Origin of the sequence: Staphylococcus sp. 11007852 (genome assembly GCF_011394325.1) — a bacterium.
Classification (GTDB): domain Bacteria; phylum Bacillota; class Bacilli; order Staphylococcales; family Staphylococcaceae; genus Staphylococcus; species Staphylococcus agnetis.
Genome location: NZ_JAANBJ010000034.1, coordinates 24,064 through 50,029 on the forward strand (window position 1 = coordinate 24,064; position 25,966 = coordinate 50,029).

The window sequence follows — 25,966 nt, forward strand, 5'->3', positions numbered from 1 at the left end:
TTAGAAAAGCCACAAGTTCACATAATCATAAGCATTTTTTAGGATGAGCACTAATGTAACTACGACAAATAATAGCTTTACATAACTTACGCCCTTACGAATGGCAAATTGCGCTCCTGCATAAGAACCTAGTATCGAACTTATCGCTAGAATTAAACCGAGCACGTAATCGACGTGTCCTAAAAACATGAACATGAAGAGCGAACCTATGTTTGAGGCGAAGTTTAATACTTTTGCATTTCCTGCTGCACTTAAAAAGTCAAAGCCCATGATAAGTAGGGCAAACATTAAAAATGACCCCGTGCCGCCTCCTAGAAAACCATCATAAAACCCTATTATCATAATTAATAGGATAAAGATGATTGATTTCAAGAGCGTGAACGTTAAAACCGTACGTTCAGACCCCCACTCTTTTTTCAGCAACGTATATATTAAAACGCCAGTAAGTATGATAATGACAAGCGGTTTGAGCACATGTGAGGGTAAGAAAACAGCTAAAGACGTACCACCGACTGCTGCTAAAAAAGATAATGGAAATAGTTTTCCAACGAGTGGTAAATCTACTTTCTTCGCACGCACAAAACGAAAAGCACTAGTTAATGAACCAAATGCACTTGCCATTTTATTCGTTCCGAGCGCTGTCGCTGGATTAAGGCCTAATGCAAGTAGACCGGGAATTAAGATTAAACCACCACCGCCAACAACAGCATCTATAAAAGCGGCTAGAAATGCTAAACCGATTGCAATCAAAATTAATGTTAAATCTAACTCCATCCCCTTCACCCCTTATTCAAACTAAAATAAATCATCATCCCATTCATTTTGTTTATCATCATGAAGGCGATAATTTTTATCGATAATTAATGTTTCAATATTTTTTACAGCTTCATCAATCATCGGTTCAAAATCAAAACCTGATTCATATTTAATAACTTTATCAAACTGAGGTTCCGTTACTGGATTTTTAGGTGTAAATATTGTACAACAATCTTCAAATGGTTGTATAGATGTTTCAAAAGTGCCTAACGCTTTTGCCTTGTTAATGATTTCCTCTTTATCTAATGATAATAAGGGACGTAATACTGGCGTAGAAGTGACAGCATTAATTGCATACATACTCTTTAACGTTTGGCTTGCGACTTGTCCTAAATTTTCACCATTCACAATCGCATCGGCACCAATTTGATGTACAACTTTATCGGCTATACGCATCATCATTCGACGTGTTGACGTCATCGTATAGCGTTCATGAACTACTTTATGAACTTGCTTTTGTACTTCTGTAAACGGTACGATATGCAATTTAATCGTCCCTACACGTTCGGCCATAATACGTGTTAATTCAATGACTTTTTCTTTAGCTTTTTCACTTGTAAAAGGTGGGCTATGAAAATGAATTGCTTCAATTGTCACACCACGACGCATAACTTCCATGCCAGCCACAGGAGAATCAATACCTCCGGACAACATCAGTAACGTTTTACCCCCTGTTCCTACAGGTAAGCCTCCTATGGCAGGAATCACTTTATCATACATATAAACAGCATCTAAACGTACTTCAATTTTAATTTCATGATCTGGCTGACGTACATTTACATGTATCGCGTCGTTATGTTTTAAAATCGCACCACCTACCATTCGCTGAATCGCAAATGTTTCATATTCGAATTGTTTATCAGAACGTTTCACTTCAATTTTAAAACTTTCACCTGGTTGATATTCATTTGCAAATATACGTGCATGTTCATACATCGCATCCATTGTTTTTTCAATTTTAAGAACCGGACTAATTGAATGGACACCGTATACTTTTGAGATACGTGAAATCATTTCATCGATATCTGCTTGTTCATCAAGCTCTATATACATACGATCTCGATTTGCTTTAACCTCATATCCTTTTAAAGGCATTAACGCACGTTTTACATTGGAACGTAATTGACTGACAAATGTTTTACGATTTGCCCCTTTTAATGTTAATTCTCCATATCTAACTAGAAGATGATCATAAATCATTTTCTTAGCAACTCCTCTACTTCTTGATATACTTCTTTTAACTTTTCAAAAAACAATGTCACATCTTCATTAGTCGTGTGATGATCAAATGACAATCGAATACTCCCTAAAATATTCGTTTTGTCTATCTGCATTGCATTTAAAACTTCATTTATTTTTGCATGTTTAGAAGAACATGCACTTGTCGTTGAAATCATAACATCACGTTTTGAGAATGCATTAACAAGTACCTCACCACGTACACCCGGAAAACTAATATTTAATATATGAGGTGACGCATTCTTAGGTGAGTTGACCACAATGCCAGGATAGTTTTCAAGGCGTGTTCGAATACTGTGATTAATATGATTTAAATGTGCCACTAATTGTTCTTGGTTGTTTATCGCTAAACGCACTGCTTTTGCTAGCGCGACATTGTTGGGAAGATTAACCGTTCCACTACGTAACCCTAATTCTTGCCCACCACCATGTATAGTAGGTTGAAGTGCATGTGCGTTTTTTAAAATTAATAAACCTTGACCTTTTAATCCATTAAATTTATGGCCACTAATTGCTAAACTATCTATTCCACTCATTGAAATGGGTTGTTTACCTAATGCTTGAACAGCATCTACATGAAAATGCACTTTCGGATAGTCTGCTAACAATTGTCCAATGTCCTGGATGGGTTGCGTTTGACCCATTATATTGTTGACTTGCATACATGTTACTAAAATGACGTCACTATCTAGAAGTGATTTGAGATGAGCAAGATCTATTTGCCCCTGCTTTGTCACATTGACATATTTCAACGTAAAACCTTCTACTTCTAGTTGGCGCATCACCTCTAAAACTGAAGGGTGCTCTAATACAGATGTTATGATTGTTTTACCAAAAGGCCTTTTTTGATATGCTGCCCCTTTTAATGCCATATTATTAGATTCTGTTGCTCCACTAGTGAATAAAATGGTTTCATCATTCAATTGTAATGATTGTTTAATTTGGGCACGCGCTTCATCTAAAAGGCGTGCAGCCTCAATACCTTTTGCATGTGGACTATTAGGATTATAAAAAAATTTTTGATTAACTTTCATATAGCTATTTAACACGTCTGCTTCTGGTGCGGTTGTCGCAGCATTGTCAAAATATAACATCATACAAGAACTCCTTGATTGAAATTTGAATAGTTTTATTGTACTACACTTTTACAACTAACATGATACACACAAGAGCTATTTTCTTAAAATTACCCTAGAAGGTCAATAAAAATTTTTCAACAATAAAGTAGAGGTGAAACCTTGGGCTTCACCTCTAACCTCATATGTTATGTTGTTTGTTGTTTCATAACTTCTTGTTCAATTGTATCTGAAATTCCTGGCTCCACACGTTCCAAAGCTTGTGCTGAAATTTCACTAGAACGTTTGTAACGATTGTTTTTAAATAAGCGTTCAGCTTCATTTAAACTCTTATCTAAATCATGATAATCTTTGCGATAACGGTTACCATATTGAATTAATTTTTCTGCATACACTGCATTGATTAAGACATCATTCGCTTCATCTTCGAACTTGTTCATTTGAAGCACTACTTTATTCACTTTATCTTTTAAATGTTGAACATTAATTGGTCGTTCACTAAAGCGTTCATTTACTTCTCGCACTTCATAATCAATTTCATTCTTTAATATGATAAAACGTTCTGGAACGCTAGTAAGGTTTGACGCGAGAAGGCGACGATAAATTTCTTCTTTTTTACTTTGTACACGTAAAATATGTTCTTCCGCTTCTGCTTCATCTTCTCGTAACGAGACTAAATGATTTTGCAGTTTTTGTTGTTTTTCATTAATCACGTCGACATGATCTTCAATATATTTTAAATTATCTTGAACTTCACTATATCGTACTGATGATTTGGCCATTTCCATTAAAATTTCATCGTATACTGAAATTAAATTTTGAATTTCATTTTCAAATTGGCGTACACTTTGAATATCACTTTCGTTGATATAATAATTTTCGCGACCATATTCTATTTCAGTTTGCAATGTGTAATTCATATCTTTAGCATGGAATAAATCATCAGTAATACGTTCTTTAGATTCTTCTACAGCGTTCTTCGCTTTCACTTCATGTTCAATCAAGTCATACATTTCGTCTAATTGCGCATTAATATCTTCCAACTTTTTATTCGCCTCATCTAACTCTAGACGACTAATCATTGGTTCTACAAAACTTAATTCCGTCTTTAATGACTGCAGTTGACTATCCACTTTTACATGATCGAGGTCATAACCTTCTACCTTTAAATCACGCACACCGTATTTGAGATCTTGGAATTGTCCTGGTAATTCTTTTTGCGCTTCACGGATAAGTTCCGGTATTTCTTTCATATCTTCATTTAAATAGGTTAAATCTTCATTTAAATTTTTAATATGTTGATGTGCTTGTCGATAATTACCGTCTTCTCTTAATTCTTCGTATAGCGCAAGTTCAGGTTCCACTTGTTCAATTTCTTTTTCTAATGGCGCCGCTGCCTCACCATACTGATGGCGGTTTGCTAATACTTCTCGTTTTAATTTACGATGCTCTTCTTTCGTTTGGTCGTACAATTGACTGCTTTCATTATGAATTTGAAGTACTTTGTCCGCTTTTTCAGTTAATTCAAGATGTTTAGATTCATATGCATCCATCATTTCGTGTGCATCTTTGATATCCGTTTCGGCCTGTGAAAATTTAAATTTATCCAAATTCACTTCCGCTTCATGGATTTTTTCATCAACTGGCATTAAATAGTCATTAAGAGATGATTTCCAAGAATCATTTAATGCATCGTATTCAGCTTTTGTTTGACCTGTCATATTTAAGCGTTCTAATTTGTGCAAGCTTTCATCATATGTAAGGTCGTTCAATTTAACTTTACGATCTTCCGCAGTTTGAATCATTGTTCTTTTATTTGATCGCATCATAAAAAGGATACCGATGCCGACCAATATAATGATAATAATAGCTAATATAATATATAATGCCATGTCCTTTCGTCTCCTCCTACAAACATAAGTTCATTATAACGTAATTCTTAAACGCATTAAAATGAAATCTTTAATAAAGATAGACTTTTTAAAATTTTACCATAGATTGCGTCTAAATTGCGCCGAACAATTGAAAAGGCTATAATTATTTTATTATTTTTAAGGGAGATGGGCATATCATGGAGATTAATACAAATTATGATATTTTAATTCGCCAACTAGACGCATTGTTAACTGGTGAAACGGATTTAATTGCGAATTTGAGCAATACTTCTGCATTATTAAATGAAAGCTTAGAGCAAATTAATTGGGTCGGATTTTATTTAATGAAAAATGACGCACTCATCTTAGGTCCATTCCAAGGAAAACCTGCATGTGTGCATATTAAAGTAGGAAGCGGCGTTTGTGGCACTGCTGTGAAACAAAATGCCGTCCAAAGAGTTTCTGATGTAAATGCGTTTCCTGGTCATATTGCTTGTGACGCAAATAGCCAATCAGAAATCGTTATCCCGATTCATAAAGACGGGGAAATTATTGGCGTGTTAGATATTGATGCACCTATTAAAGATCGGTTTAATAAAGAGGATGAATTGGGCTTAATCAAAGTTGTAGAAATTTTAGAAAAACATCTCTAATCATTATTATCCTTCTTGACTTTTAAAAAGACCGTGGTAAAATGGACTTTGTGTGAAAAACGAAAATAGCAGTTAAATATTATGAGGCGCTATGGTATTCCCAAAGCGGACGTGTCACGTAACCGGCGCTATGAGGTGAAGACACATAAAATATCATATCCTTATGAGCATTTAACACTCTTTTTTGTTTTTTCATAACAACAAAAAAGAAAAAGGAGGAGTCAATTATGGCTCGATTCAGAGGTTCAAGCTGGAAAAAATCTCGTCGTTTAGGTATCTCATTATCAGGTACTGGTAAAGAATTAGAAAAACGTCCTTACGCACCAGGACAACATGGTCCAACTCAACGTAAAAAATTATCTGAGTATGGTTTACAATTACGTGAAAAACAAAAATTACGTTACTTATATGGAATGACTGAAAGACAATTCCGTAACACTTTTGAAGCTGCTGGTAAACAAGGTGGCGTTCACGGTGAAAACTTCATGATTCTTTTAGCTAGTCGTTTAGACGCTGTTGTTTACGCATTAGGTTTAGCGCGTACACGTCGTCAAGCACGTCAATTAGTTGGTCACGGTCATGTTGAAGTTGATGGTAAACGTGTTGACATTCCATCATACACTTTAAAACCTGGTCAAGTGATTACTGTACGTGAAAAATCACAAAAATTAGCAATCATCGAAGAATCAATCGAAATTAACAATTTCGTACCAGATTACTTAGAATTTGACGCTGATAACTTAAAAGGTACTTTCGTTCGTCTTCCTGAGCGTAGCGAATTACCAGCTGAAATCAATGAACAATTAATCGTTGAGTACTACTCACGTTAATATGTATACGACACCACCATGCATGGCATGGTGGTGTTTTTGCGTTTTAACCTCTATATCCCCTTTTACATTCTGAATGATTTTACGTATACTATCATCAAAAGTGAAGGAGTGAATGTTAATGAAGTTTTGGGATGAAAAAGAGGTTCAATCCGCATATCATATGAAAGATGCAATACATGATATCGAAGCTTTATTTGAAGATATCGATCAAGTGATTCAAACTCAGCGGCTCGTGATTCCTACCGGTGAAGGTGCACAGTCAATGTTATACATGCCCTCTATTCATAAAAGAAAAGCGCTTGGTATTATAAAAATTACTTCTATTACACCTAATAACCCTGAACATCATCGCCCCACTACACAGGCCAATATTATTTTGACTGACATTTCAACAGGTCAGCACTTAGCTAGTCTTGATGGAAGTTATTTAACACGCTTACGTACAGGTGCACTGAGTGGTATTGCTTCAAAATTCATGAGTAGAACAGATAGTAAAACATTAGGAATGATTGGCACCGGAGGCATGGCATATGAGCAACTTTTAGGTAATTTAGAAGTCCGACCTATTGAAAAGATTTATCTTTTTAACCGTACCGAAGCAAAAGCGATTCAATTCAAAAACCGCATATTAAAAGACTTTCCAGATTTAGAGGTAGAAGTTGTTCAACAGGTTAAGCCATTAGTTCAACACTCAGACATTATTAATTGCCAAACTCAATCAACGACACCTGTATTTCAAGCAGAAGATGTTAAACCCGGTACACACATTAATGGGATCGGCTCATATAGACCAGAAATGAAAGAATTAGACTATCATCTATTTCCCAAAGCACAACATATTGTATTTGATGACATTGAAGGTGTGACTGAAGAAGCAGGAGAATTCATCGAAGCACATGAAAAGCACATTTTCCAATTTAATGAAGTCAGTGGTGATTTGAAGTCCGTTGTTCTCAATAAAGATATATTACGTGAGTCAAATCATGATATTACCGTTTTTAAATGTGTAGGCGCTGCCTATTTTGATTTAGCAGTCGCAATTGGTGCATATCAAAAGTTAAAGTCGCAATCCTAAGAATCGTCGACATAACGTAGCCTTCCACTCATAATTATTTAAAAACATTGATGTACGTATTAATGATCAATCTAAAATGGGATAATGATAGTATTAACTTTGATGTCATTATCCCTTTAATACGTTGTTTTATAATTTAAATAAGCGGTGCGGGGCATCTGTAATGAGTCCATCAACACCTAGTTTCATCATATGTTTTGCATCATCGACTGTATTAACTGTATAAGGCATTACTTTTAAACCTTCTTGATGTGCACGTTGAATAAATCTTGGATTGACTAATTTAAAGTTAGGATTAGCATAATCAGCAAATTGAGCAATGTCTTTAAATGGTGGTTGTTTTAACCAATATTTACGTTTACTAATTAGCACGCCCAACTTAATGTACGGTGTTAACGTATGAATCCGTTGAATAGATTTCATATCAAAAGATTGAATAATGATACGATGATGCGGAAATTGCTGGTTTTTAATCTTCTGAATGACTGCCTCTTCAATCCCTGGATATTTCTTTGGCGTTTTAATTTCAATTAAAAGCATTTTAGAATAATTTTTACAAAGTGTTAAAACTTCATCGAAAGTCATAATCTCTTCATGTTGGTAGGGTGCTTTCCAACTCCCAAAATCATATGTACGTAATTCATCTAAAGTAAGTTCTTTAATTTCCCCTTTTCCATTTGATGTGCGATCAATCGTTTCATCGTGAATTGCAACGAGCGCACCATCTTTAGTCATATGTAAATCAATTTCTAACATGTCGATATGTCTTCCTAGTGCTGCTTGATATGCAAGCTTCGTATTTTCCGGGTATTTTTCTGCTAAACCCCGATGCGCAACGATTTTAAACGCTTTAAATGGTTTACTCAATTTCATTAGAGAAACATCCTTTCAAATAATACAAAATTCTACTACACTTAACTTATCATAATCCCAGTAGGAGTGAAGTAAAATGACTCAACATGCTTTTAAAGTACATTTGAAATGGCGAAGTGGTAAAGATCATGTAGGACAACTTGAAGGCGATGTCATTCATGCACCATTTTCAATCCCGAACGCTTTGGGTGGTGTTGGTGTGGGTACTAATCCTGACGAGCTATTAATTAGTGCTGCTGGTAGTTGTTTTACACTATCATTAGCAGCAACATTAGAACGCGCTCGTATAGACGTGATAGCTTTAGATGTCAACTCTGTAGGTACTGCTTCATATAAAAATCACAAGTTTTCAATGGACAATATTACACACAATGTCAACATCTACGTTCAAAATGTTGAAACTAAAGATCAACTTAATCAAAGATTAGAGCGATTAATTCATATAGCAGATCGCAATTGTATGGTCTCCAATAGTATACGTGGAAATGTAGCCATTCACATCCACCCCTCTATCATTATTTAATTTCACTGGAAAAAAGTTCCGTGAAATTTTTCTGTTAATTTATCAGAATATTTGTTAAAATTAAAAAATCTTACTTAAGGAGGTTTCTTATGTATTTTAATCATACCACATTATTGACACCTGGCCCTACTCCTGTTACTGCACAAATCCAAGCTGAAATGAATTTACCCATGGTGGGACATCGTTCATCTGACTTTGAAATGATTGCTAAGGAAGCCTTCCAAGCGCTTAAAGTTGTTTTTGGAAGTCAACATGATGTTATGATTTTATCTTCCAGTGGTACAAGCGCGCTAGAAGCAAGTATGGTGAATTTGCTTGAAGCTGAAGATCATATAGTAGTGATCGTTTCTGGTGCTTTCGGAAATCGCTTTAAACAAATTGCTCAAACCTATTATTCAAACGTTCACGTCTTTGATGTGACTTGGGGAGAAGCTTTCGACACAAAAGCTGTAATTGATTTCATTAAAAATATCAACCATCGCATCAAAGCTGTATTCACCCAATTTTGTGAAACATCTACTGCAGTATTACACCCCGTTGCTGAACTCGGTGTTGCATTAAAACAATTAGATGACGCTTTATTTTATGTGGTAGATGGCGTCAGTTGTATTGGAGCAGTTGATGTTGATATGCAACGTGACGCTATAGATGTTTTAGTATCAGGTAGCCAAAAAGCGATGGGTTTACCTCCTGGAATTGCATTTGTTGCTTATAATGAACGCGCGTTAAGAGCTTTTCAGCAAAATCAAACACCAAAATTTTACTTAGATTTGTCGAAACATTATGAATCTTTAAAGGCGTCCTCTACACCCTATACGCCAAACATTACTGCGTTCCGTGGTGTCAATGCATATATGCGCAATGTCAATGAATTAGGACTAAAAAATGTTATTCAACAGCATTATCAATTACGCGATGCTGTCCGTTCAGCTTTGAAAGCACTTGACCTTAATTTACTTGTTAACGATGCTGTGGCATCACCCACAGTCACTGCTTTCATCCCTAAAAATAAAGAGGAGCTTCAAACGATTAAAAATGAACTCAAAGCGCAGTTTAATATTACAATTGCCGGAGGTCAAGGATACTTGAAAGGACAGATTTTACGTGTAGGACATATGGCAGATGTATCACCTTTTACATTATTATCATTTATCGCAGCTTTAGAGCTCATTTTAACTAAACATAGACAAACATCTTTAGTTGGAAAAGGGACTACAGCATTTATGGAGGTTTTAAAAGATGTTATATAAAGTACTTGTCGCAGACCCCATTTCTGAAGATGGCTTAAAATCACTTACAGAAGATACACGTTTTAATGTCGTCCACCAAACAGGATTAACTGAAGCCGAACTTATTGAACGCATTCCTGAATATCATGCATTAATTGTCCGTAGCCAGACTCAAGTTACAGAAGCGATCTTGAAAGCAGCTACGCAGTTAAAAGTCGTGGCACGCGCTGGTGTAGGAGTTGATAATATCGACCTAGACTATGCCACGAAACAAGGCATCATTGTGATTAATGCGCCCGACGGTAACACTATATCTGCCACTGAACATTCTGTTGCGATGATTCTCGCAATGTCACGCAACATTCCTCAAGCACACGCATCATTATCTCAAGGCCAATGGGATCGAAAACGTTTTAGAGGAACGGAGCTTTATCGAAAAACATTAGGCATTATTGGAACTGGTCGAATTGGTATTGGTGTTGCGAAACGGCTTCAAAGTTTTGGTATGTCAATATTGGCATATGATCCATATTTATCTGAAGACAAAGCCAAAGAACTTGATTTTACTCGAGCTACAGTCGATGAAATTGCTCAAAATGCTGACTTTGTTACTGTACATACGCCATTAACCGACAAAACTAAAGGGATTATTGGTGCATCATTTTTTGAACAAGCAAAACCAAGCCTAAGGATTATTAATGTAGCACGGGGTGGCATTATTGATGAAGCGGCGTTATTGCAAGCCTTAAATAATAATCAAATCGCAGGCGCTGCCTTAGATGTTTTTGAAAATGAACCCGCAACCGATTCGCCATTAACACGTCATCCGAAAGTTATTGTAACACCACATCTTGGTGCATCTACAATTGAAGCACAAGAAAAAGTGGCTGTTTCTGTTGCTGAAAATATTGCTGAAATATTGTTACATCAAAATATTTCTCATGCAGTCAATGCACCGAGTGTCATTTTCAATGACGATGAAGCATTAAAACCATTTGTCCAACTTGCAAAAATGACGGGTCAAGTGGGCATACAATTATTGCCTAAAGCACCTCGTGAACTAAAAATTACTTATGCTGGGGATTTAGCTTTAGATGACACGAGTTTAATTACACGAACATTAGTTAAGGGTGTATTACAACAAGATATGGGAGATCATGTCAATTTAATTAATGCCCTTGTTCTTTTAAATGAACAAAATGTAACCTATACAATTGAAAAAACGAAAAGTAAAAAAGGATTCAGTAACTATATTGAGTTAGAACTCATCAATAAAGGAGACCGAGTTAAATTAGGTGCTACTGTCCTCAATGGATTTGGACCTAGAATCGTTCGTATTAATGATTATCCTGTTGACTTCAAACCTGAACAATACCAGCTCGTCATTCATCATCATGATCGACCCGGTATCGTTGGAAAAACTGGTCAAATACTTGGTGAATATGACGTGAATATTGCATCAATGCATTTAGGCCGTACACATATTGGTGGTAAAGCAATGATGATATTGTCTATCGATAACCCTATCCATCAAGCTGTAGAGGATGACTTATTAAATATAGACGGTTTCCATTCCGTTACACCAGTTACTTTGAAACAATAACTAAAAAGCTAGATAAGGTCATTGACGCATTGTGAAACACCGACCTTCATCTAGCTTTTATCATTTAAAATTTAGTTAAGCATTCATATTCAATGATGATTTAACACGATATCTTTAATATCTAGAACATGATTAACGATATAGTCCGCATCATGTGCTTCTAATTCTTTACGTGCCTCTTTCCCTTTTAAACCTGTTAAAGTTCCAATAAATGTCGCATTAATTGTTTTCGCACAGAGTAAATCTGCTAACGAATCTCCCACTATAATAACTTGTTTCTTATCGACACGATGCGTTTGATGGGTTGCATAATCATAATAACGATTCTTATCATTTCCATAATAAGCAACAAGATATGTAAATGGGTTCGGTTTACCTAATGGTTTTTGTTCTGGATATTCCGATTCAACCTCTAGTACTTCACTTGCTGTTCCAATATAATACGTATCAAAATGTGTTAATAATCCTAAAGCCTCAAAAGGAATTAATGTCTCTGGACGCGTACGACCCGTCGCTATACCAATACGATACCCTTCTGATTTTAAGGTATTTAATAAAGACTTTATGTCTTCAACCGGCACAATAACTTTCTCGTTATAAATGTAGCCTTGTTTAAAATCCGATTTTGCAGGTAATTGTTCAATTTCTTCAAAAAGAGAACACCCTAAATACCACTCTTGATAAATAGATTGTGCAAATTGCCATAAAGGACTTTGAATATCAAAAAGCGTTGTGTTTTCGTATTCCAAATGCGTTTCAGCATAAGACATGAGTGCACGGTAAAGCGTATCTTTTCCATTTTCAACATTTTTTAAAAAGTCTAATGGTTCCGCATAATCAATTCTTTTATGCGTCACATGCTGCCCCAAATTTTGCAACTGTGCTTGTGTGATGACCTTAGATTCTAAAAATGTCACTTGCATCTCTTTAGGTAATTGCTTTAATAATTGAATAAAGTGAATTGAAAATACTATAAATAACATATCCCAATTAGAGTTTACACCAAGAGATTTTAATTGATTGAGTATGAGATCCCCTTCAAAAATTTCTTTTCGTATTGCTTGAATTTGTGAATCTTTTATTTGAGATAAATCAATTTTATGATTTAAGTTTAAATATGCTTTGTCGAATAATAATTCATACACTGCTAACGCTGAGACGTCAAAACATCTTCCCTCATCTAAAAATACACCATCCACATCAAATAAAATAACTTTATCCATTCAGCAACCTCCATAAACAGAATTTTCAGATAAAGTAACTATAACATAAAAAGAGAGCAAGTTAATTATAAATACCGTAAAACATGGTAATTTTTATAATAACACTGCTCTTCATAACCATTATTTAGCGTTGACGTAGTCATTTAATTCTTTTTGTAATGTACGCGTACGCTCAGTCAAAAGTGTTGTAATATAATCCACTTTTTCTTGACGCTTTAAATCTTTAGGAATCGCCGTCGTATCGATAGGTTCACCAAATTTAATATAGGCCTTTTTCGTGAACATGTGTAAAATTTTAGTTGGACCGACGTATGCGGCAGGTAGAATAGGAGCTTTACCCAGCATCGCAATCGTTGCTGCTCCACGCTTTAAAGGTACTTCAACAGAAGTACGGTGACCTGAAGGGAAAATCCCTACTGTTTTGTTCGCATTTAATAGTTTCACCGGAGTCTTTAACGTGCTTGGACCAGGATTGTCTCTATTTACTGGAAAGGCATTTAAAGCTGTGAAAAAGCGATTCATTAATTTTGTTTTAAATAATTCTTGTTTTGCCATATAGTGAATTTCATTTGGAAATAACGCTAAGCCTAATAAAACGATTTCATTATAACTCTCATGATTACACGTCACAACATAACGGTTAGTATTCGGTTTATGGTCTAAACCAACGACCTCTAAATTGTTTAGTCGTTTCACAATAATGTAATCTAATGCCTTAGCGATAACTTTATATAACATTTAAACACCTACTTCTCTTCGTTCTATAACCCTTTAAATTCTATCATTTAGTTGTCATTTCAACAACCTCATTTCAAAATAAGACCTAAGTTGGAGTACTCTTGACTGGTCAAATAGCGCGTAACATAGCATAATAGTGATAAAGGAGGTATTTTATGAGAGAAGAAGATAATTTTAATCCCTCACAACAATCGAATCAACACCACACCCCTCAACCACCTTATCGAGATAAACCAAAGTTTCCATGGTTTAAAACGATACTGATTGCACTTGCAGCAGGTTTAATTGGTGGTTTGCTCGCATTTGGAATGGTCCAACTGTTTTCATCAGTAACATCTCAATTTTCGTCGAACTCAGGTTCACATGTAAATGAAAGCGATCAAGGTTCTGGCGGTAGTAATTTAGATGGTAAAAGCGAAAAGTATAAATCAGTTAATCAAATGATTAATGACAAGGCCCCTTCTATAGTGGGTGTCATTAATGTCCAAAAAGCGCAAAATCTAGACGATTTGATTCAAGGTAAATCACCTAAATCTAAACCTTCTGGTATCGGTTCTGGCGTGATTTATCAAAAAGATGGTAAAAACGCCTACATCGTGACAAATAACCATGTGATTGAAGGCGCATCATCAATTAAAATTCAATTACATAATTCACATCAAGTTGATGCAGAATTAGTCGGTACAGATCCTTTAACAGACTTAGCCGTGTTGAAAATTAAAGATCGAGATGACATTAAAACAATGTCATTTGCAGACTCTAGTAAAGTCAAAACCGGAGATAGTGTGTTTGCGATGGGTAATCCATTAGGCTTAGAGTTTGCAAACACTGTAACATCAGGTATTATTTCCGCAAAAGAACGCACCATTACGACGGATACATCAGCCGGTGGTAATAAAGTGAACGTTATCCAAACAGATGCTGCTATTAACCCTGGTAACTCTGGAGGCGCATTAGTGGATTTAAACGGTAACCTTGTAGGTATTAATACTTTAAAAATTGCAGCACCTCAAGTAGAGGGTATTGGCTTTGCGATTCCAAGCAACGAGGTTAAACTTGTGATTGAACAACTTGTAAACCATGGTGAAGTGAAACGCCCTTCAATTGGTATTGAAATGATTAATGTAGCTGATATTCCCGATAGTTATAAGCGCCGCTTAGAGACAAATTCAGGTGTCTACGTTGCTAATGTCCCACGTCAAGGTATTGATTTAAAACGTGGCGATATCATCACTGCACTTGATGGACATAAAGTTGAGAGCGATTCAGATTTACGTGGTTATCTTTACAAAGATAAAAAACCAGGTGACGATGTTACATTTACTGTAAATCGTGATGGTAAATCTATAAAAGTTAAAGTCACTCTTGATTCAGCAAATTAATTTAAAAAAGTCCCTTAACAGAATGCAATCTGAAAAGGGACTTTTTATTATGCATAATTAACCATAAAATATTTCTTTTTGCCTCGTCGAATAATCGTGAAACTGTCATCATATTTATCATCATCAGAAAGTGTATATTGTAAATCTTGTTGACGTTCACCATTGATATAGATTGCACCATTAGTCACATCTTCACGGGCTTGACGTTTAGAAGATGAAATCTTTGCTTCTACAAGTGCGTCTACAATATTTGTTGTTGCTTTTGAAATCGTCACTTGAGGCACATCTTTAAAGCCTGCTTTAATTTCATTAGCCGTCAGAGCTTTTAAGTCACCGCTAAATAAAGCTTTAGAAATACGTTCTGCTTCAGCTAATGCTTCTTCTCCATGAATAAATCGTGTTACTGCTTCGGCAAGTGCTTTTTGAGCTTTACGTAAATGTGGTTCCTTTTCAACGGATTGCGCTAACGCTTCAATATCATCTTGTGATAAGAATGTAAAATATTTCAAGAACTTAATAACATCCTCATCGCTCGTATTAATCCAAAATTGATAGAATTCATAAGGGCTCGTTTTATCTTTGTCTAACCAAACAGCCCCTGACTCAGATTTACCAAATTTTTTCCCATCTGATTTCGTTACCAATGGAATTGTTAAGCCATAAACATCTGTTGTACCATACATACGGCGCATTAACTCAATGCCACTTGTTATATTCCCCCACTGATCTGAACCACCAATTTGAATTTTACAATCGTAAGTTCTATTTAAATGCCCAAAATCAATGGCTTGTAAAATCGTGTACGTAAATTCAGTATAAGAGATCCCATTTGATAAACGAGATTGAATAGAATCTTTCGCAAGCATATAGTTCACACCCACATGCTTACCAAAATCACGTAAAAACTCAATTAAAGAAATTTGACTTAACCAATCTCTATTGTTCACTAAAATAGGTCCATTTTCTGTTTCAAAATCAAACAATTGTGTCATTTGATTTTGAATACCTTTTACATTTTGTTCAACTTGTTCTTCCGTTTGTAAGACACGTTCTTCAGATTTCCCTGAAGGGTCACCTATCATTCCTGTGCCACCACCAATTAATACAATAGGTCTATGACCATGCTCTTGAAAGCGACGTAAAGTCAGATAAGGTAGTAAATGACCAATATGCAAACTGTCAGCTGTTGGGTCAGCACCACAATATAATTTGACTTGTTCTTTATTCAGTAAATTCTCAATACCTTCCTCATCTGTTTGTTGATAAATCAAACCACGCCATTGTAATTCTTCTAATAATTGATTTGCCATTACAAAACCTCCTTAAAAAATAAAAAAACACCACTTACGATTACGTAAGGGCGCTTCTGCACGTTACCACCATACTTGGATACTCTTACAATGTTACGTACATTGCTAAAACGTTAAAGCATATCTATAGGTGTATTCACTTAAAGTTATTTATCAGTTTCCACCTACCACTGACTCTCTAGAAAATAAACTTAAAGCTACTTGTCCTAAGCTTCAATACTTATTTATAATGATTCATATTATAAAATGTGTCTATTGAAAAGTCAATGTTAATGATGATAATAAAAAATACCAATAAATAAAACTATGCTATACTATATGTGAAAAAAGGAGGCCATAAGAAAGTGACACAAGTATCAAAAATCGCACAATTTTTAAAGCACTATGATAACTATTTTAAATACATCAAGCGCCTCTTTATACTGTCTATTGTTTGTTCTATTTGGTTACTCATATTATCTATAGGGCTAGCATTAGGTTACTTTGCGAGTATTGTTTCTAAAACAGATGATATTAATGATGATGCTCTCGTTCAAGCTGTTACCAACTTACCTGAATTGCCTGAAGTACAATCAAGTGATGTCGATTTAATAGCACTTTACAATGAACAAACACCGATACTGATTGCCGGTCCCGCTGAAGTTTCACCATATGTAACGAAAGCAATTGTGTCTAGTGAAGATGCACAATTTTATACACATCATGGTATTTTACCTAAAGCCATTTTTAGAGCAATGTATCAAGATATTTTCAACCGCGACCACCCTACTGGAGGTAGCACGATTACGCAACAATTAGTTAAGAATCAATTGCTTTCTAACCAAAAGACCTACGATCGTAAAGCAAAAGAAATCATGTACGCGATGCGTTTAGAAAATATAATGACGAAAGACGAGATTATATATACGTATATTAACCGTGTATCTTTTGGACGTAACCAACACGGGCAGCACATTACAGGGATTACGGCCGCTTCTTATGGTATTTTCGGGAAGCCACCTAAATTATTAAACTTACCAGAAGCTGCATACCTTGCCGGACTGGTTCAAAGCCCTTATTTCTATACCCCGTATACAAATGAAGGTCATCTTAAATCACATGAAGCCATTCAACCATCAATACATCGTCAAAGATATGTGTTAAAACGTATGTATATTGAAAATATGATTACAGAACAACAATATAAACAAGCATTAGATTACCCGATTCAAGAAAAATTTATATAATGCTGTATCATCGTTTATAAAACTTCCTATTTTACCGATACTTAAATAACTGGGTTATTCTAAAAATTAACACCTTCAAAGCACATGCGTTCGCATGTACGATGAAGGTGTTTTTTTAATTTCAGCATAATAGTAATGCTGAGATTCGATTTTTAGAATAATCCAATAGCATGACCATCTGGTGTTACATCCATATTTAACGCTGCAGGTTTTTTAGGAAGACCTGGCATCGTCATAATCGCACCAGTTAATGCCACGATGAATCCTGCGCCTGTTTTCGCTTCTAGTTCACGAATCGTGATTTCAAAGTTTTCAGGTGCACCAAGTTGCGTAGCGTCGTCACTAAATGAATATTGCGTTTTAGCCATACATACAGGATAGTTGTCCCAACCATTTTCTTTAAATTGTTTTAACTGTTTTTGCGCTTTACTAGAGAATGTTACTTTCGAACCACCGTAAATATCTTTTACAATTTTTTCGATTTTTTGCTCTAGAGGTAATTCTAAGTCGTAAAGACGTTTAAAATTATTAGGTTGTTCAATCACTTCTAACACTTTTTGTGCTAAGTCAATTCCGCCTTCTCCGCCTTTCTCCCAAACTTCAGTTAATGAGAGACGTACATTATTTTGTTCAGCCCACTCTTGAACAAATTGTGTTTCTGCTTCAGTGTCGTGAATAAATGCATTTAACGCAATTACAGGTTCAACACCGAATTTACGGATATTATTGACATGACGTTCTAAGTTTTTAATACCAGATTTTAGGGCCTCAACATTTTCTTCTTTAAGGTTATCTTTTGCCACACCACCATGCATTTTTAATGCACGTACAGTAGCAACTAATACGACTGCACTAGGTTCAAATCCAGCTTTACGTGATTTAATATCAATAAATTTTTCAGCGCCTAAATCAGAACCAAATCCAGCTTCTGTAACAACGACGTCAGCTAAATCACGTGCAGTTTCAGTTGCAATAATAGAGTTACAACCATGAGCAATATTTGCAAACGGTCCACCGTGTACTAATGCTGGTGTCCCTTCAATGGTTTGTACTAAGTTTGGTTTAATCGCATCTTTTAAAATCATCGCTAAAGCACCTTCAACTTTAAGGTCTTTAACAGTAACTGGTTTACGGTCACGTGTATAACCAATCGTAATATTCGCGATATTTTGTTTTAAGTCTGTAATACCTGTACTTAAACATAAAATTGCCATAATTTCTGAGGCAACCGTAATATTAAAACCATCTTCACGAGGTACACCTTGTGTTGGTCCACCAAGACCTACGACAACATTACGTAAAGCACGATCATTCATATCAAGGACACGTTTCCATTCGATACGACGTTGATCAATACCTAATTCATTACCTTGATGGATATGATTGTCAATAAATGCAGAAAGTGCATTATTCGCAGTCGTAATTGCATGGAAGTCCCCATTAAAGTGAAGGTTAATATCCTCCATAGGTAAAACTTGAGCACGACCTCCCCCAGTAGCGCCACCTTTAATACCAAAAATAGGACCTAACGCTGGTTCACGTAATGCAACCATTACATTTTGATTAATTTTATTAAACGCATCTGCTAATCCTACTGTTACTGTTGATTTACCTTCACCAGCTGGTGTTGGACTCATAGCTGTAACAAGGACAACTTTACCTTTTTCACCTTTAGTGTTGATTTTAGAAATATCAATTTTAGCTTTATAGTGACCATATTGCTCTAAAGCATCTTCTGAAATACCTGCTTTATTGGCAATTTCACTAATAAATTTTAATGTTGCTTGATTCGCAATTTCTAAATCTGATAAATGACTCACAATATTCAGCCCCTTAAATGATTTTCATAAACTTTCACGCGTATGTAAACGCATACAAACAGTTATAAAAAAAACTATTTCCACGTTTAATAATAACGAACTCTGACGTTGTTGTCGAATAAAAGCGGTTGACCCGTGCAGATGAAGATCAAAAATAAAACATGGTGCGACAAATACGCCCACACCATGTTTTAATTAATATATTTGTTAACTTGATTAGTCTTCCATCGTACTTAAATCTCCTGTTGGTAGATCCAATTCCCAGGCTTTAAGTACACGTCTCATAATTTTACCAGATCGTGTTTTCGGAAGTTTATCTTTAAATTCAATTTCTCGTGGTGCAGCATGTGCAGCAAGTCCTTCTTTAACAAATTTACGAATGTCTTCTTTCAAATCATCAGAAGGTTCATAGCCCTGTCGTAAAGCCACAAACGCTTTTATAATTTCTCCTCTAACGGGATCAGGTTTGCCAATCACACCTGCTTCTGCAACAGCTTCATGTTCTACTAATTTTGATTCAACTTCAAAAGGCCCTACACGTTCTCCGGCTGTCATAATAACGTCATCTACGCGTCCTTGGAACCAAAAATACCCGTCTTCATCTTGATAAGCGGAATCTCCAGAAACATACCAATCGCCGATAAAATAGGATTGATATTTTTCAGGATTTTTCCAAATTTTATACATCATCGATGGCCAACCTTTTTTAATTGCTAAATTACCCATACGATTTGGTGGTAATTCGCGGCCTTCGTTATCGATAATTGCGGCCTGTATACCTGGTAACGGTTTACCCATAGAACCTAATTTGATATCCATACTAGGGTAATTCACAATCATGTGCCCGCCAGTTTCAGTCATCCACCATGTATCTAATACACGTTTACCGTATACCTTTTTCGCCCATTTGATTACCTCAGGGTTGAGCGGTTCTCCGACAGATAAAATAGTGCGAACAGAAGATAAATCATACTTTTCTACTAAATCATCACCTGCACTCATTAACATGCGTAAGGCAGTGGGTGCAGTATACCAAATCGTCACTTTAAATTGCTCTAACATACTATACCACGCTTCTGGTGAAAAACGACCTCCAGCAATACAGTTTGTTGCCCCATTAAGCCACGGCGCAAAAATACCATAGGATGTACCAGTCACCCATCCCGGATCAGCAGTACACCAGTAAACATCATCTTCTTGTAGGTCTAATACGTATTTTCCAGATATGTAATGCACGAACATCGCATTTTGGACATGTAATACACCTTTAGGTTGACCTGTAGAACCAGATGTATAGTGCAATATCAATCCATCCTCTTTATCTAACCATTCAATATCAAAAGCTGTACTTGCCTCTTTAAGCGATGTATTAAAGTCGACATATTGCTCATCAACTTCATCGTCTACAATAATAATTGTTTCTAGATGCGGTAAATCATCTTTAGGTATACGTGGTAGTAGACTATTCGTTGTTATGATGACTTTTGCATCGCTATTATCCAAACGGTCTTTCACAGCTTTTTCCATAAAAGCTTCAAATAATGGCCCAACAATTGCACCAATTTTTAAAATTCCTAAAAATGCAAAATAGAGTTCAGGTGTACGTGGCATAAATATGAACACACGATCACCTTTTTGGACATTCGCTTTATCTTTTAGTACATTAGCTGCTTGATTTGATTTTTTTTGCAAATCTTCAAATGTATACTGTTCAGTACGAGCATCATCTTTATAATTCAAGGCAATTTTATCGCCTTTTCCTTCATCAACGTGGCGATCAATACATTCATATGCCATATTTATTTTTCCAGTATCATACCAAGAAAATGCTTTTTCAACATCTTCCCATTTAAAATTTTTATAAGTACTCTCATAATCCTTTAAATTGAAGTTTCCTTCTTCCCCTTTATAAACTTCGACTTTCATGTGGATTACCCCCTTGTTTGAAATCGCTTTCAATGCAATTATAGCGCATGGATTCAATGTTTTCAAAAAATTATACTTATTCTGAATAATGCGTGAAAAATGGGAATGAATTGGCTATACTATGAGTAATATAAGAAATTGAAAGGAGTCGCTCATGGAACATATTAAAACATATGAAAAAGAAACTGTCGTCGTCAACGATAAAACGATTATCATTGAGGGACCCGTTGAAAAGCAACAATTAGAACAAATGACATTTGATGAGGGCCTCAATGCTTTTCGAATACCAATTGAACAATTTGAAGCGATTCAGGATATTAGTACGCTAGATGAAGGAAGAATTTATATTATTCGAGATCAAATGCACATCGTGGGCTATGTGACTTATCTATATCCCGATCCAATGGAACGATGGTCTACAGGTAATTTGCCCTATTTACTTGAACTTGGTGCAATTGAAATCAGTTTACCCTATCGAAATTTCGGTCTAGGTCGTGAACTTTTAAAAGTAAGCACAAGAAGTAAAGAGCTAGAAAATTATATTATTATTACGACTGAATATTACTGGCATTGGGACCTTAAAAATTCTGGTTTAGACGTTTTTGAATATAAAAAATTAATGCAACGAATGATGTCCAATGGAGGTTTAGAGGTTTTTGCAACAGATGATCCTGAAATTACGAGTCATCCTGCCAATTGTTTAATGGCGCGAATAGGCAAAAATATTACAGTTGAACAAATGCGCGCATTTGATGATATTCGCTATATGAATCGGTTCTTTTTTTAATGGGGGTATGTGAGATGGGAGATCAACAAACACAACGAACGGGCTATGTTTATGCTGATACACTTTTACAGTATCGCTTTCATAATAAACATCCTTTTAATCAAATGCGACTCAAATTAACGACAGAATTATTACTTTCTACTGGCCTTTTACAGCCAACGCAAATCATAAAACCTCGAATCGCAACAGAAGATGAAATCGCGACGGTACATAAATATGACTACATTCAGGCAATAAAACGTGGTGAACGTAATTTACTTAACCCTGATGAAAAATCAAAATATGGTTTAGATGATGAAGATACACATGTTTTTCCTAGAATTCATAAAAGTGCGGCCAACATCGTTGGTGGTGGTCTAAATTTAATTGATGCAATTATGGACGGTCAGTTTGATAATGGCTGTCATTTAGGTGGTGGCTTGCATCATGCGCTAGAAGGACGTGCCAATGGCTTTTGTGTGTATAACGATGCTGCTATTTATATTCATCATCTCATTCATAACTATGGTCAACGTGTATTATATGTAGATACTGATGCGCATCATGGTGACGGTGTACAATGGCGATTTTATACTTCTAATGACGTGATGAATTACTCTATTCATGAGACTGGTAAATTTTTATTTCCAGGATCTGGTCATTACACAGAACGTGGCGATGATCAAGGTTTTGGCTATACAGTGAATGTCCCTCTTGAGCCTTATACAGAACATGAAAGTTTTATGACCGTATTTAAAGATACGCTAGAAGCTGTTGCAACAACATTTAACCCTGATTTTGTCATTAGCGTTAATGGGTCCGATATTCACTATTTAGATCCACTGACTCACATGCATTGTGATTTGAATACACTTTATGAAATCCCTTATTTTGTAAATGAAATCGCTAAAAAATATGCTAATGGAAAAATTGTCATGCTTGGTGGAGGGGGTTACAACATATGGCGTGTTGTTCCTCGGGCTTGGAGTCATGTCTATTTAAGTTTAATTGATCATCCCCCACTAGAAGGACGTTTACCTGAAGCATGGCTTTCTAAATGGAAACATTATAGCCCTGTACCTATTCCTGAAAATTGGGAAGAATCATTTCCTGACTACACGTCTATTCCTAGAATTGCAGAAATTACTCAAAAAAATTTGAGTGTCGCAACAAAAATTAAAAATTGGTTTTAATTAATTTTTAAATGCAATAAAACCCTTGTATCCCAATGTTTGACTAAAATACAGTTATCTGTAATTTAACTTCGGGCGAATACAAGGGTTATTGTTTATACTTTTGTTGTGCCACGATATCTTACTTTATGCGGTAAGATAACATTGGGTTCTTCAATTTCTTCGTTGTTCATATATTTTGTAAGAAGACGCATACCTACTGCCCCTATATCATAAAGTGGCTGAATGACACTTGACAGTTGTGGTCTAACCATTTCAACAAGACGTGTGTTATTAAAACTAATGACTTGAAGATCTTCTGGAACACGAATGCCTTGATCCATTGCACCATGTACTATACCTATAGCTTGTTCATCACTGATAGATAGAACAGCGTCTGGTTGGTATGTGCTTAATTTCTCAAACGCACGTAAGCCATCTTTATATGTCTCGTTTCCTACGTACATTAAATGGTCATCTACCTCTAAATCGTGTTTAGATAATTGTGCTTTTAATCCTTTTAACGCATCGTCTTGAGCTTTTTTAGAATAACCGCCACCTACAAATGCAAACTTCTTAGCACCAGATTGAATCAAATGTTCTGTAATTTCTTGACTCGCTTTCTCAAAATCAATATTTACAGAAGCAATGCCGTCATCTTTACCATTAGTTCCTGAAACAACTACAGGAATAGAAGCTTTAGCGATGTGTTCTTTAATTTCAGTAGTTAATGTGCCACCTAAAAAGATGATACCGTCTACTTGTTTACTTAATAAGTTGTTAAAAATCTCTTTTTCTTTTTCAGGATCATCATCTGAATTTGAAATAATTGTGTGATATTTATACATTGTGGCGATATCTTCTAACCCTCTAGCAAGTTGGGAATAGTAAATATTTGAAATATCGGGAATAATCACACCAACTGTTGTTGTTTTTTTGCTTGCAAGGCCTCTCGCTACAGCATTTGGACGATAATTTAAACGTTTAATTACTTCATTAACTCTTTCTCTCGTCTCAGGTTTTACATTTTGATTTCCGTTCACCACACGAGAAACCGTTGCCATTGATACACGTGCCTCACGTGCCACATCATAAATGGTTACCGTCATTATTTTTACCTCCTTGGAAACGCTTACTCTATTATTATATTCCGTTTTCATCACATTTTCAAAGTTTACCATATTATGAAAGGATAAGAAATATAAAATTGTGGTTGTCATATGTTTGTCACGAATAAAAATACATTTAAAGTATTTTAAATGAAAAAATGAGGCAAAAGTTTAATATCTGCCTCATACATTAATCATTATTTCAATGTTTTATTATTATACATTTCAGATAATGGCTTAATTTCATTATAAAATGCATCAAATTCATTTAAATCCATTTGTTGTGCACTGTCACTCAATGCAACTGAAGGATCTGGATGCACTTCTGCCATTACACCATCAGCACCAATTGCGAGAGCTGCTTTAGCTGCTGGTAACATAATGTCTTTACGTCCTGTACTATGTGTGACGTCAACCATCACAGGTAGATGCGTACCTTGTTTTAAGATTGGTACCGCTGATATATCTAATGTGTTACGTGTTGCCTTTTCATATGTTCTAATGCCACGCTCACATAAAATAATATTTTGATTCCCTTGTGCTGCAATATACTCTGCTGCATACGTAAATTCCTCAATTGTAGCTGATAAACCACGTTTTAAAAGAATAGGTTTATTCGTACGACCTGCCTCTTTTAACAATTCAAAGTTTTGCATATTACGTGCACCAATTTGGAAGACATCTAAATATTGATCAGCTATAGCGAAATCATTTGGATGAACAATTTCACTAACAACATTTAAATCGTATTTATCTTTAATTTGTTTTAATATTTTTAAACCTTCTTCGCCAAGTCCTTGGAAATCATAAGGAGATGTACGTGGCTTAAATGCGCCACCACGAATAAACTTTTCACCTTTTTGTTTTAAGTGTTTAGCAACAGCATCTACTTGGTCGAAGGATTCAACTGAACATGGACCAAAAACAAAGGACTTCGTTCCTTCGCCGATGGCAGCACCATTTTCAAATTTTACGATGGTATCTTCTGGTTTTAATTTACGTGAAACATATAAATGTTTTTCATTATCAGATTTTTGTAAATCAGTTGAGGCTTTAAAGATTTCTTTAAACAATTGTTTGATTACGTTGTCATTAAACGGACCTTGATTTTTATCAATTAATGTATTTAACATTTCTTTTTCACGTTGAGGATCGTAAATGACTGTGCTTTTTTTACGCTTTTCCTCACCAATCTTTTTAGCAAGTTCTCCCCGCTTTGAAAGTAATGATAAAATTTGCTCATTAATGTCTTCGATTTCTTTTCTGTATGTTTCTAAATGATTTGTCATGAAATTCACCCCAACTTAAAATTTCTCACTTGCTTTAAAGCGATAAAATAAATAGTGATATTTGGTATTCTAACAAGAATAAAAATTATTTTCAACCCATCTACAAAAATAAGCCTAAATTTTGAGAAAATTCAATCAATATAAGGATTTTAAAACGTTAAACTAAGGATGTCAATAACTTCTATAGGACAATACGCTTTTCATACAAAAA

General features: G+C 35.4%; 22 protein-coding genes. 10 read left to right on the forward strand and 12 right to left on the reverse strand.

Features of this window, described 5'->3' with window-relative positions; translation table 11 throughout:
* The 4 genes from G8Y85_RS10200 to ezrA all read right to left on the reverse strand — a co-directional run bounded on the left by G8Y85_RS10200 (window position 1) and on the right by ezrA (window position 5,023).
* Window positions 1–774 (reverse strand): sulfite exporter TauE/SafE family protein, encoded by a 774-nt coding sequence (locus G8Y85_RS10200; RefSeq protein WP_105995534.1) that lies wholly within the window; start codon window positions 772–774, stop codon window positions 1–3.
* 21 nt (window positions 775–795) lie between these two features.
* Complete coding sequence (gene thiI, locus G8Y85_RS10205; RefSeq protein ID WP_103345313.1) at window positions 796–2,016, reverse strand: tRNA uracil 4-sulfurtransferase ThiI; 1,221 nt, start codon at window positions 2,014–2,016, stop codon at window positions 796–798.
* Window positions 2,013–3,149, reverse strand: coding sequence for a cysteine desulfurase family protein (locus G8Y85_RS10210; RefSeq protein WP_103345315.1), 1,137 nt, complete (start codon window positions 3,147–3,149; stop codon window positions 2,013–2,015). Before G8Y85_RS10210 ends, thiI begins: the two co-directional genes overlap by 4 nt.
* A gap of 170 nt (window positions 3,150–3,319) precedes the next feature.
* Window positions 3,320–5,023, reverse strand: coding sequence for a septation ring formation regulator EzrA (gene ezrA / locus G8Y85_RS10215; protein ID WP_103345314.1), 1,704 nt, complete (start codon window positions 5,021–5,023; stop codon window positions 3,320–3,322).
* A 179-nt stretch (window positions 5,024–5,202) separates the two neighbouring features.
* Between ezrA and G8Y85_RS10220 the strand changes: the two genes are divergently transcribed.
* The 3 genes from G8Y85_RS10220 to G8Y85_RS10230 all read left to right on the forward strand — a co-directional run bounded on the left by G8Y85_RS10220 (window position 5,203) and on the right by G8Y85_RS10230 (window position 7,566).
* Window positions 5,203–5,658 carry a GAF domain-containing protein gene (locus tag G8Y85_RS10220; RefSeq protein ID WP_037565541.1) on the forward strand — a complete coding sequence of 152 codons (456 nt, stop codon included), beginning with the start codon at window positions 5,203–5,205 and terminating at the stop codon, window positions 5,656–5,658.
* A gap of 227 nt (window positions 5,659–5,885) precedes the next feature.
* Window positions 5,886–6,488: a 30S ribosomal protein S4 gene (gene rpsD, locus G8Y85_RS10225; RefSeq protein ID WP_037565542.1), complete on the forward strand. Its 603-nt coding sequence runs from the start codon at window positions 5,886–5,888 to the stop codon at window positions 6,486–6,488.
* Between the two features lie 121 nt (window positions 6,489–6,609).
* Window positions 6,610–7,566 carry an ornithine cyclodeaminase family protein gene (locus G8Y85_RS10230; RefSeq protein WP_165805783.1) on the forward strand — a complete coding sequence of 319 codons (957 nt, stop codon included), beginning with the start codon at window positions 6,610–6,612 and terminating at the stop codon, window positions 7,564–7,566.
* A gap of 129 nt (window positions 7,567–7,695) precedes the next feature.
* Here the strand turns inward: G8Y85_RS10230 and G8Y85_RS10235 are convergent, their stop codons facing one another.
* Window positions 7,696–8,439: a glycerophosphodiester phosphodiesterase gene (locus G8Y85_RS10235; protein WP_107370871.1), complete on the reverse strand. Its 744-nt coding sequence runs from the start codon at window positions 8,437–8,439 to the stop codon at window positions 7,696–7,698.
* A 76-nt stretch (window positions 8,440–8,515) separates the two neighbouring features.
* On the opposite strand from G8Y85_RS10235, the gene G8Y85_RS10240 reads away from it, so the two are divergent.
* The 3 genes from G8Y85_RS10240 (at window position 8,516) to serA (ending at window position 11,794) form a co-directional block, all read left to right on the forward strand.
* Window positions 8,516–8,962 (forward strand): OsmC family protein, encoded by a 447-nt coding sequence (locus G8Y85_RS10240; protein ID WP_103345085.1) that lies wholly within the window; start codon window positions 8,516–8,518, stop codon window positions 8,960–8,962.
* An 89-nt stretch (window positions 8,963–9,051) separates the two neighbouring features.
* Window positions 9,052–10,212 (forward strand): pyridoxal-phosphate-dependent aminotransferase family protein, encoded by a 1,161-nt coding sequence (locus G8Y85_RS10245; protein WP_107400951.1) that lies wholly within the window; start codon window positions 9,052–9,054, stop codon window positions 10,210–10,212.
* Window positions 10,202–11,794 carry a phosphoglycerate dehydrogenase gene (serA, locus tag G8Y85_RS10250; protein WP_103345083.1) on the forward strand — a complete coding sequence of 531 codons (1,593 nt, stop codon included), beginning with the start codon at window positions 10,202–10,204 and terminating at the stop codon, window positions 11,792–11,794. The genes G8Y85_RS10245 and serA overlap by 11 nt, the downstream gene beginning before the upstream one ends.
* 89 nt (window positions 11,795–11,883) lie before the next feature.
* On the opposite strand, the gene G8Y85_RS10255 is transcribed toward serA, so the two are convergent.
* A complete protein-coding gene (locus G8Y85_RS10255; RefSeq protein ID WP_105971588.1) occupies window positions 11,884–13,017 on the reverse strand; it encodes an HAD family hydrolase in 1,134 nt (377 codons plus the stop codon).
* Window positions 13,018–13,137: 120 nt separating this feature from the next.
* Entirely contained in the window at window positions 13,138–13,755 is a 618-nt protein-coding gene (locus G8Y85_RS10260; protein WP_060551254.1) for a lysophospholipid acyltransferase family protein, read from the reverse strand.
* A gap of 155 nt (window positions 13,756–13,910) precedes the next feature.
* Between G8Y85_RS10260 and G8Y85_RS10265 the strand changes: the two genes are divergently transcribed.
* Complete coding sequence (locus G8Y85_RS10265) at window positions 13,911–15,137, forward strand: S1C family serine protease (protein ID WP_060551255.1); 1,227 nt, start codon at window positions 13,911–13,913, stop codon at window positions 15,135–15,137.
* A 47-nt stretch (window positions 15,138–15,184) separates the two neighbouring features.
* On the opposite strand, the gene tyrS is transcribed toward G8Y85_RS10265, so the two are convergent.
* Window positions 15,185–16,447 carry a tyrosine--tRNA ligase gene (gene tyrS, locus G8Y85_RS10270; RefSeq protein ID WP_060551256.1) on the reverse strand — a complete coding sequence of 421 codons (1,263 nt, stop codon included), beginning with the start codon at window positions 16,445–16,447 and terminating at the stop codon, window positions 15,185–15,187.
* A 344-nt stretch (window positions 16,448–16,791) separates the two neighbouring features.
* On the opposite strand from tyrS, the gene G8Y85_RS10275 reads away from it, so the two are divergent.
* Complete coding sequence (locus tag G8Y85_RS10275; RefSeq protein WP_165805784.1) at window positions 16,792–17,673, forward strand: transglycosylase domain-containing protein; 882 nt, start codon at window positions 16,792–16,794, stop codon at window positions 17,671–17,673.
* Window positions 17,674–17,825: 152 nt separating this feature from the next.
* On the opposite strand, the gene G8Y85_RS10280 is transcribed toward G8Y85_RS10275, so the two are convergent.
* A complete protein-coding gene (locus tag G8Y85_RS10280; RefSeq protein ID WP_103345792.1) occupies window positions 17,826–19,493 on the reverse strand; it encodes a formate--tetrahydrofolate ligase in 1,668 nt (555 codons plus the stop codon).
* 216 nt (window positions 19,494–19,709) lie between these two features.
* Window positions 19,710–21,419: an acetate--CoA ligase gene (acsA, locus tag G8Y85_RS10285; protein ID WP_107370876.1), complete on the reverse strand. Its 1,710-nt coding sequence runs from the start codon at window positions 21,417–21,419 to the stop codon at window positions 19,710–19,712.
* 154 nt (window positions 21,420–21,573) lie between these two features.
* Between acsA and G8Y85_RS10290 the strand changes: the two genes are divergently transcribed.
* Window positions 21,574–22,206, forward strand: a complete 633-nt coding sequence (locus G8Y85_RS10290; protein WP_060551260.1) for a GNAT family N-acetyltransferase — start codon at window positions 21,574–21,576, stop codon at window positions 22,204–22,206.
* Between the two features lie 14 nt (window positions 22,207–22,220).
* A complete protein-coding gene (locus G8Y85_RS10295; RefSeq protein ID WP_060551261.1) occupies window positions 22,221–23,378 on the forward strand; it encodes an acetoin utilization protein AcuC in 1,158 nt (385 codons plus the stop codon).
* Between the two features lie 95 nt (window positions 23,379–23,473).
* Here the strand turns inward: G8Y85_RS10295 and ccpA are convergent, their stop codons facing one another.
* The gene (gene ccpA, locus G8Y85_RS10300; RefSeq protein WP_037565560.1) at window positions 23,474–24,466 is read right to left on the reverse strand and encodes a catabolite control protein A; all 993 of its coding nucleotides are present in this window, start codon (window positions 24,464–24,466) and stop codon (window positions 23,474–23,476) included.
* 197 nt (window positions 24,467–24,663) lie between these two features.
* Entirely contained in the window at window positions 24,664–25,755 is a 1,092-nt protein-coding gene (locus G8Y85_RS10305; protein ID WP_060551262.1) for a bifunctional 3-deoxy-7-phosphoheptulonate synthase/chorismate mutase, read from the reverse strand.
* Between the last annotated feature and the right edge of the window lie 211 nt (window positions 25,756–25,966).

Excerpts from the sequence above, each read along its gene's own strand:
- G8Y85_RS10200 (WP_105995534.1), bottom strand. The coding sequence starts at position 774 with ATGGAGTTAGATTTAACATTAATTTTGATTGCAATCGGTTTAGCATTT.
- thiI (WP_103345313.1), bottom strand. The coding sequence starts at position 2,016 with ATGATTTATGATCATCTTCTAGTTAGATATGGAGAATTAACATTAAAA.
- G8Y85_RS10210 (WP_103345315.1), bottom strand. The coding sequence starts at position 3,149 with ATGTTATATTTTGACAATGCTGCGACAACCGCACCAGAAGCAGACGTG.
- ezrA (WP_103345314.1), bottom strand. The coding sequence starts at position 5,023 with ATGGCATTATATATTATATTAGCTATTATTATCATTATATTGGTCGGC.
- G8Y85_RS10220 (WP_037565541.1), top strand. The coding sequence starts at position 5,203 with ATGGAGATTAATACAAATTATGATATTTTAATTCGCCAACTAGACGCA.
- rpsD (WP_037565542.1), top strand. The coding sequence starts at position 5,886 with ATGGCTCGATTCAGAGGTTCAAGCTGGAAAAAATCTCGTCGTTTAGGT.
- G8Y85_RS10230 (WP_165805783.1), top strand. The coding sequence starts at position 6,610 with ATGAAGTTTTGGGATGAAAAAGAGGTTCAATCCGCATATCATATGAAA.
- G8Y85_RS10235 (WP_107370871.1), bottom strand. The coding sequence starts at position 8,439 with ATGAAATTGAGTAAACCATTTAAAGCGTTTAAAATCGTTGCGCATCGG.
- G8Y85_RS10240 (WP_103345085.1), top strand. The coding sequence starts at position 8,516 with ATGACTCAACATGCTTTTAAAGTACATTTGAAATGGCGAAGTGGTAAA.
- G8Y85_RS10245 (WP_107400951.1), top strand. The coding sequence starts at position 9,052 with ATGTATTTTAATCATACCACATTATTGACACCTGGCCCTACTCCTGTT.
- serA (WP_103345083.1), top strand. The coding sequence starts at position 10,202 with ATGTTATATAAAGTACTTGTCGCAGACCCCATTTCTGAAGATGGCTTA.
- G8Y85_RS10255 (WP_105971588.1), bottom strand. The coding sequence starts at position 13,017 with ATGGATAAAGTTATTTTATTTGATGTGGATGGTGTATTTTTAGATGAG.
- G8Y85_RS10260 (WP_060551254.1), bottom strand. The coding sequence starts at position 13,755 with ATGTTATATAAAGTTATCGCTAAGGCATTAGATTACATTATTGTGAAA.
- G8Y85_RS10265 (WP_060551255.1), top strand. The coding sequence starts at position 13,911 with ATGAGAGAAGAAGATAATTTTAATCCCTCACAACAATCGAATCAACAC.
- tyrS (WP_060551256.1), bottom strand. The coding sequence starts at position 16,447 with ATGGCAAATCAATTATTAGAAGAATTACAATGGCGTGGTTTGATTTAT.
- acsA (WP_107370876.1), bottom strand. The coding sequence starts at position 21,419 with ATGAAAGTCGAAGTTTATAAAGGGGAAGAAGGAAACTTCAATTTAAAG.
- G8Y85_RS10290 (WP_060551260.1), top strand. The coding sequence starts at position 21,574 with ATGGAACATATTAAAACATATGAAAAAGAAACTGTCGTCGTCAACGAT.
- G8Y85_RS10295 (WP_060551261.1), top strand. The coding sequence starts at position 22,221 with ATGGGAGATCAACAAACACAACGAACGGGCTATGTTTATGCTGATACA.
- ccpA (WP_037565560.1), bottom strand. The coding sequence starts at position 24,466 with ATGACGGTAACCATTTATGATGTGGCACGTGAGGCACGTGTATCAATG.
- G8Y85_RS10305 (WP_060551262.1), bottom strand. The coding sequence starts at position 25,755 with ATGACAAATCATTTAGAAACATACAGAAAAGAAATCGAAGACATTAAT.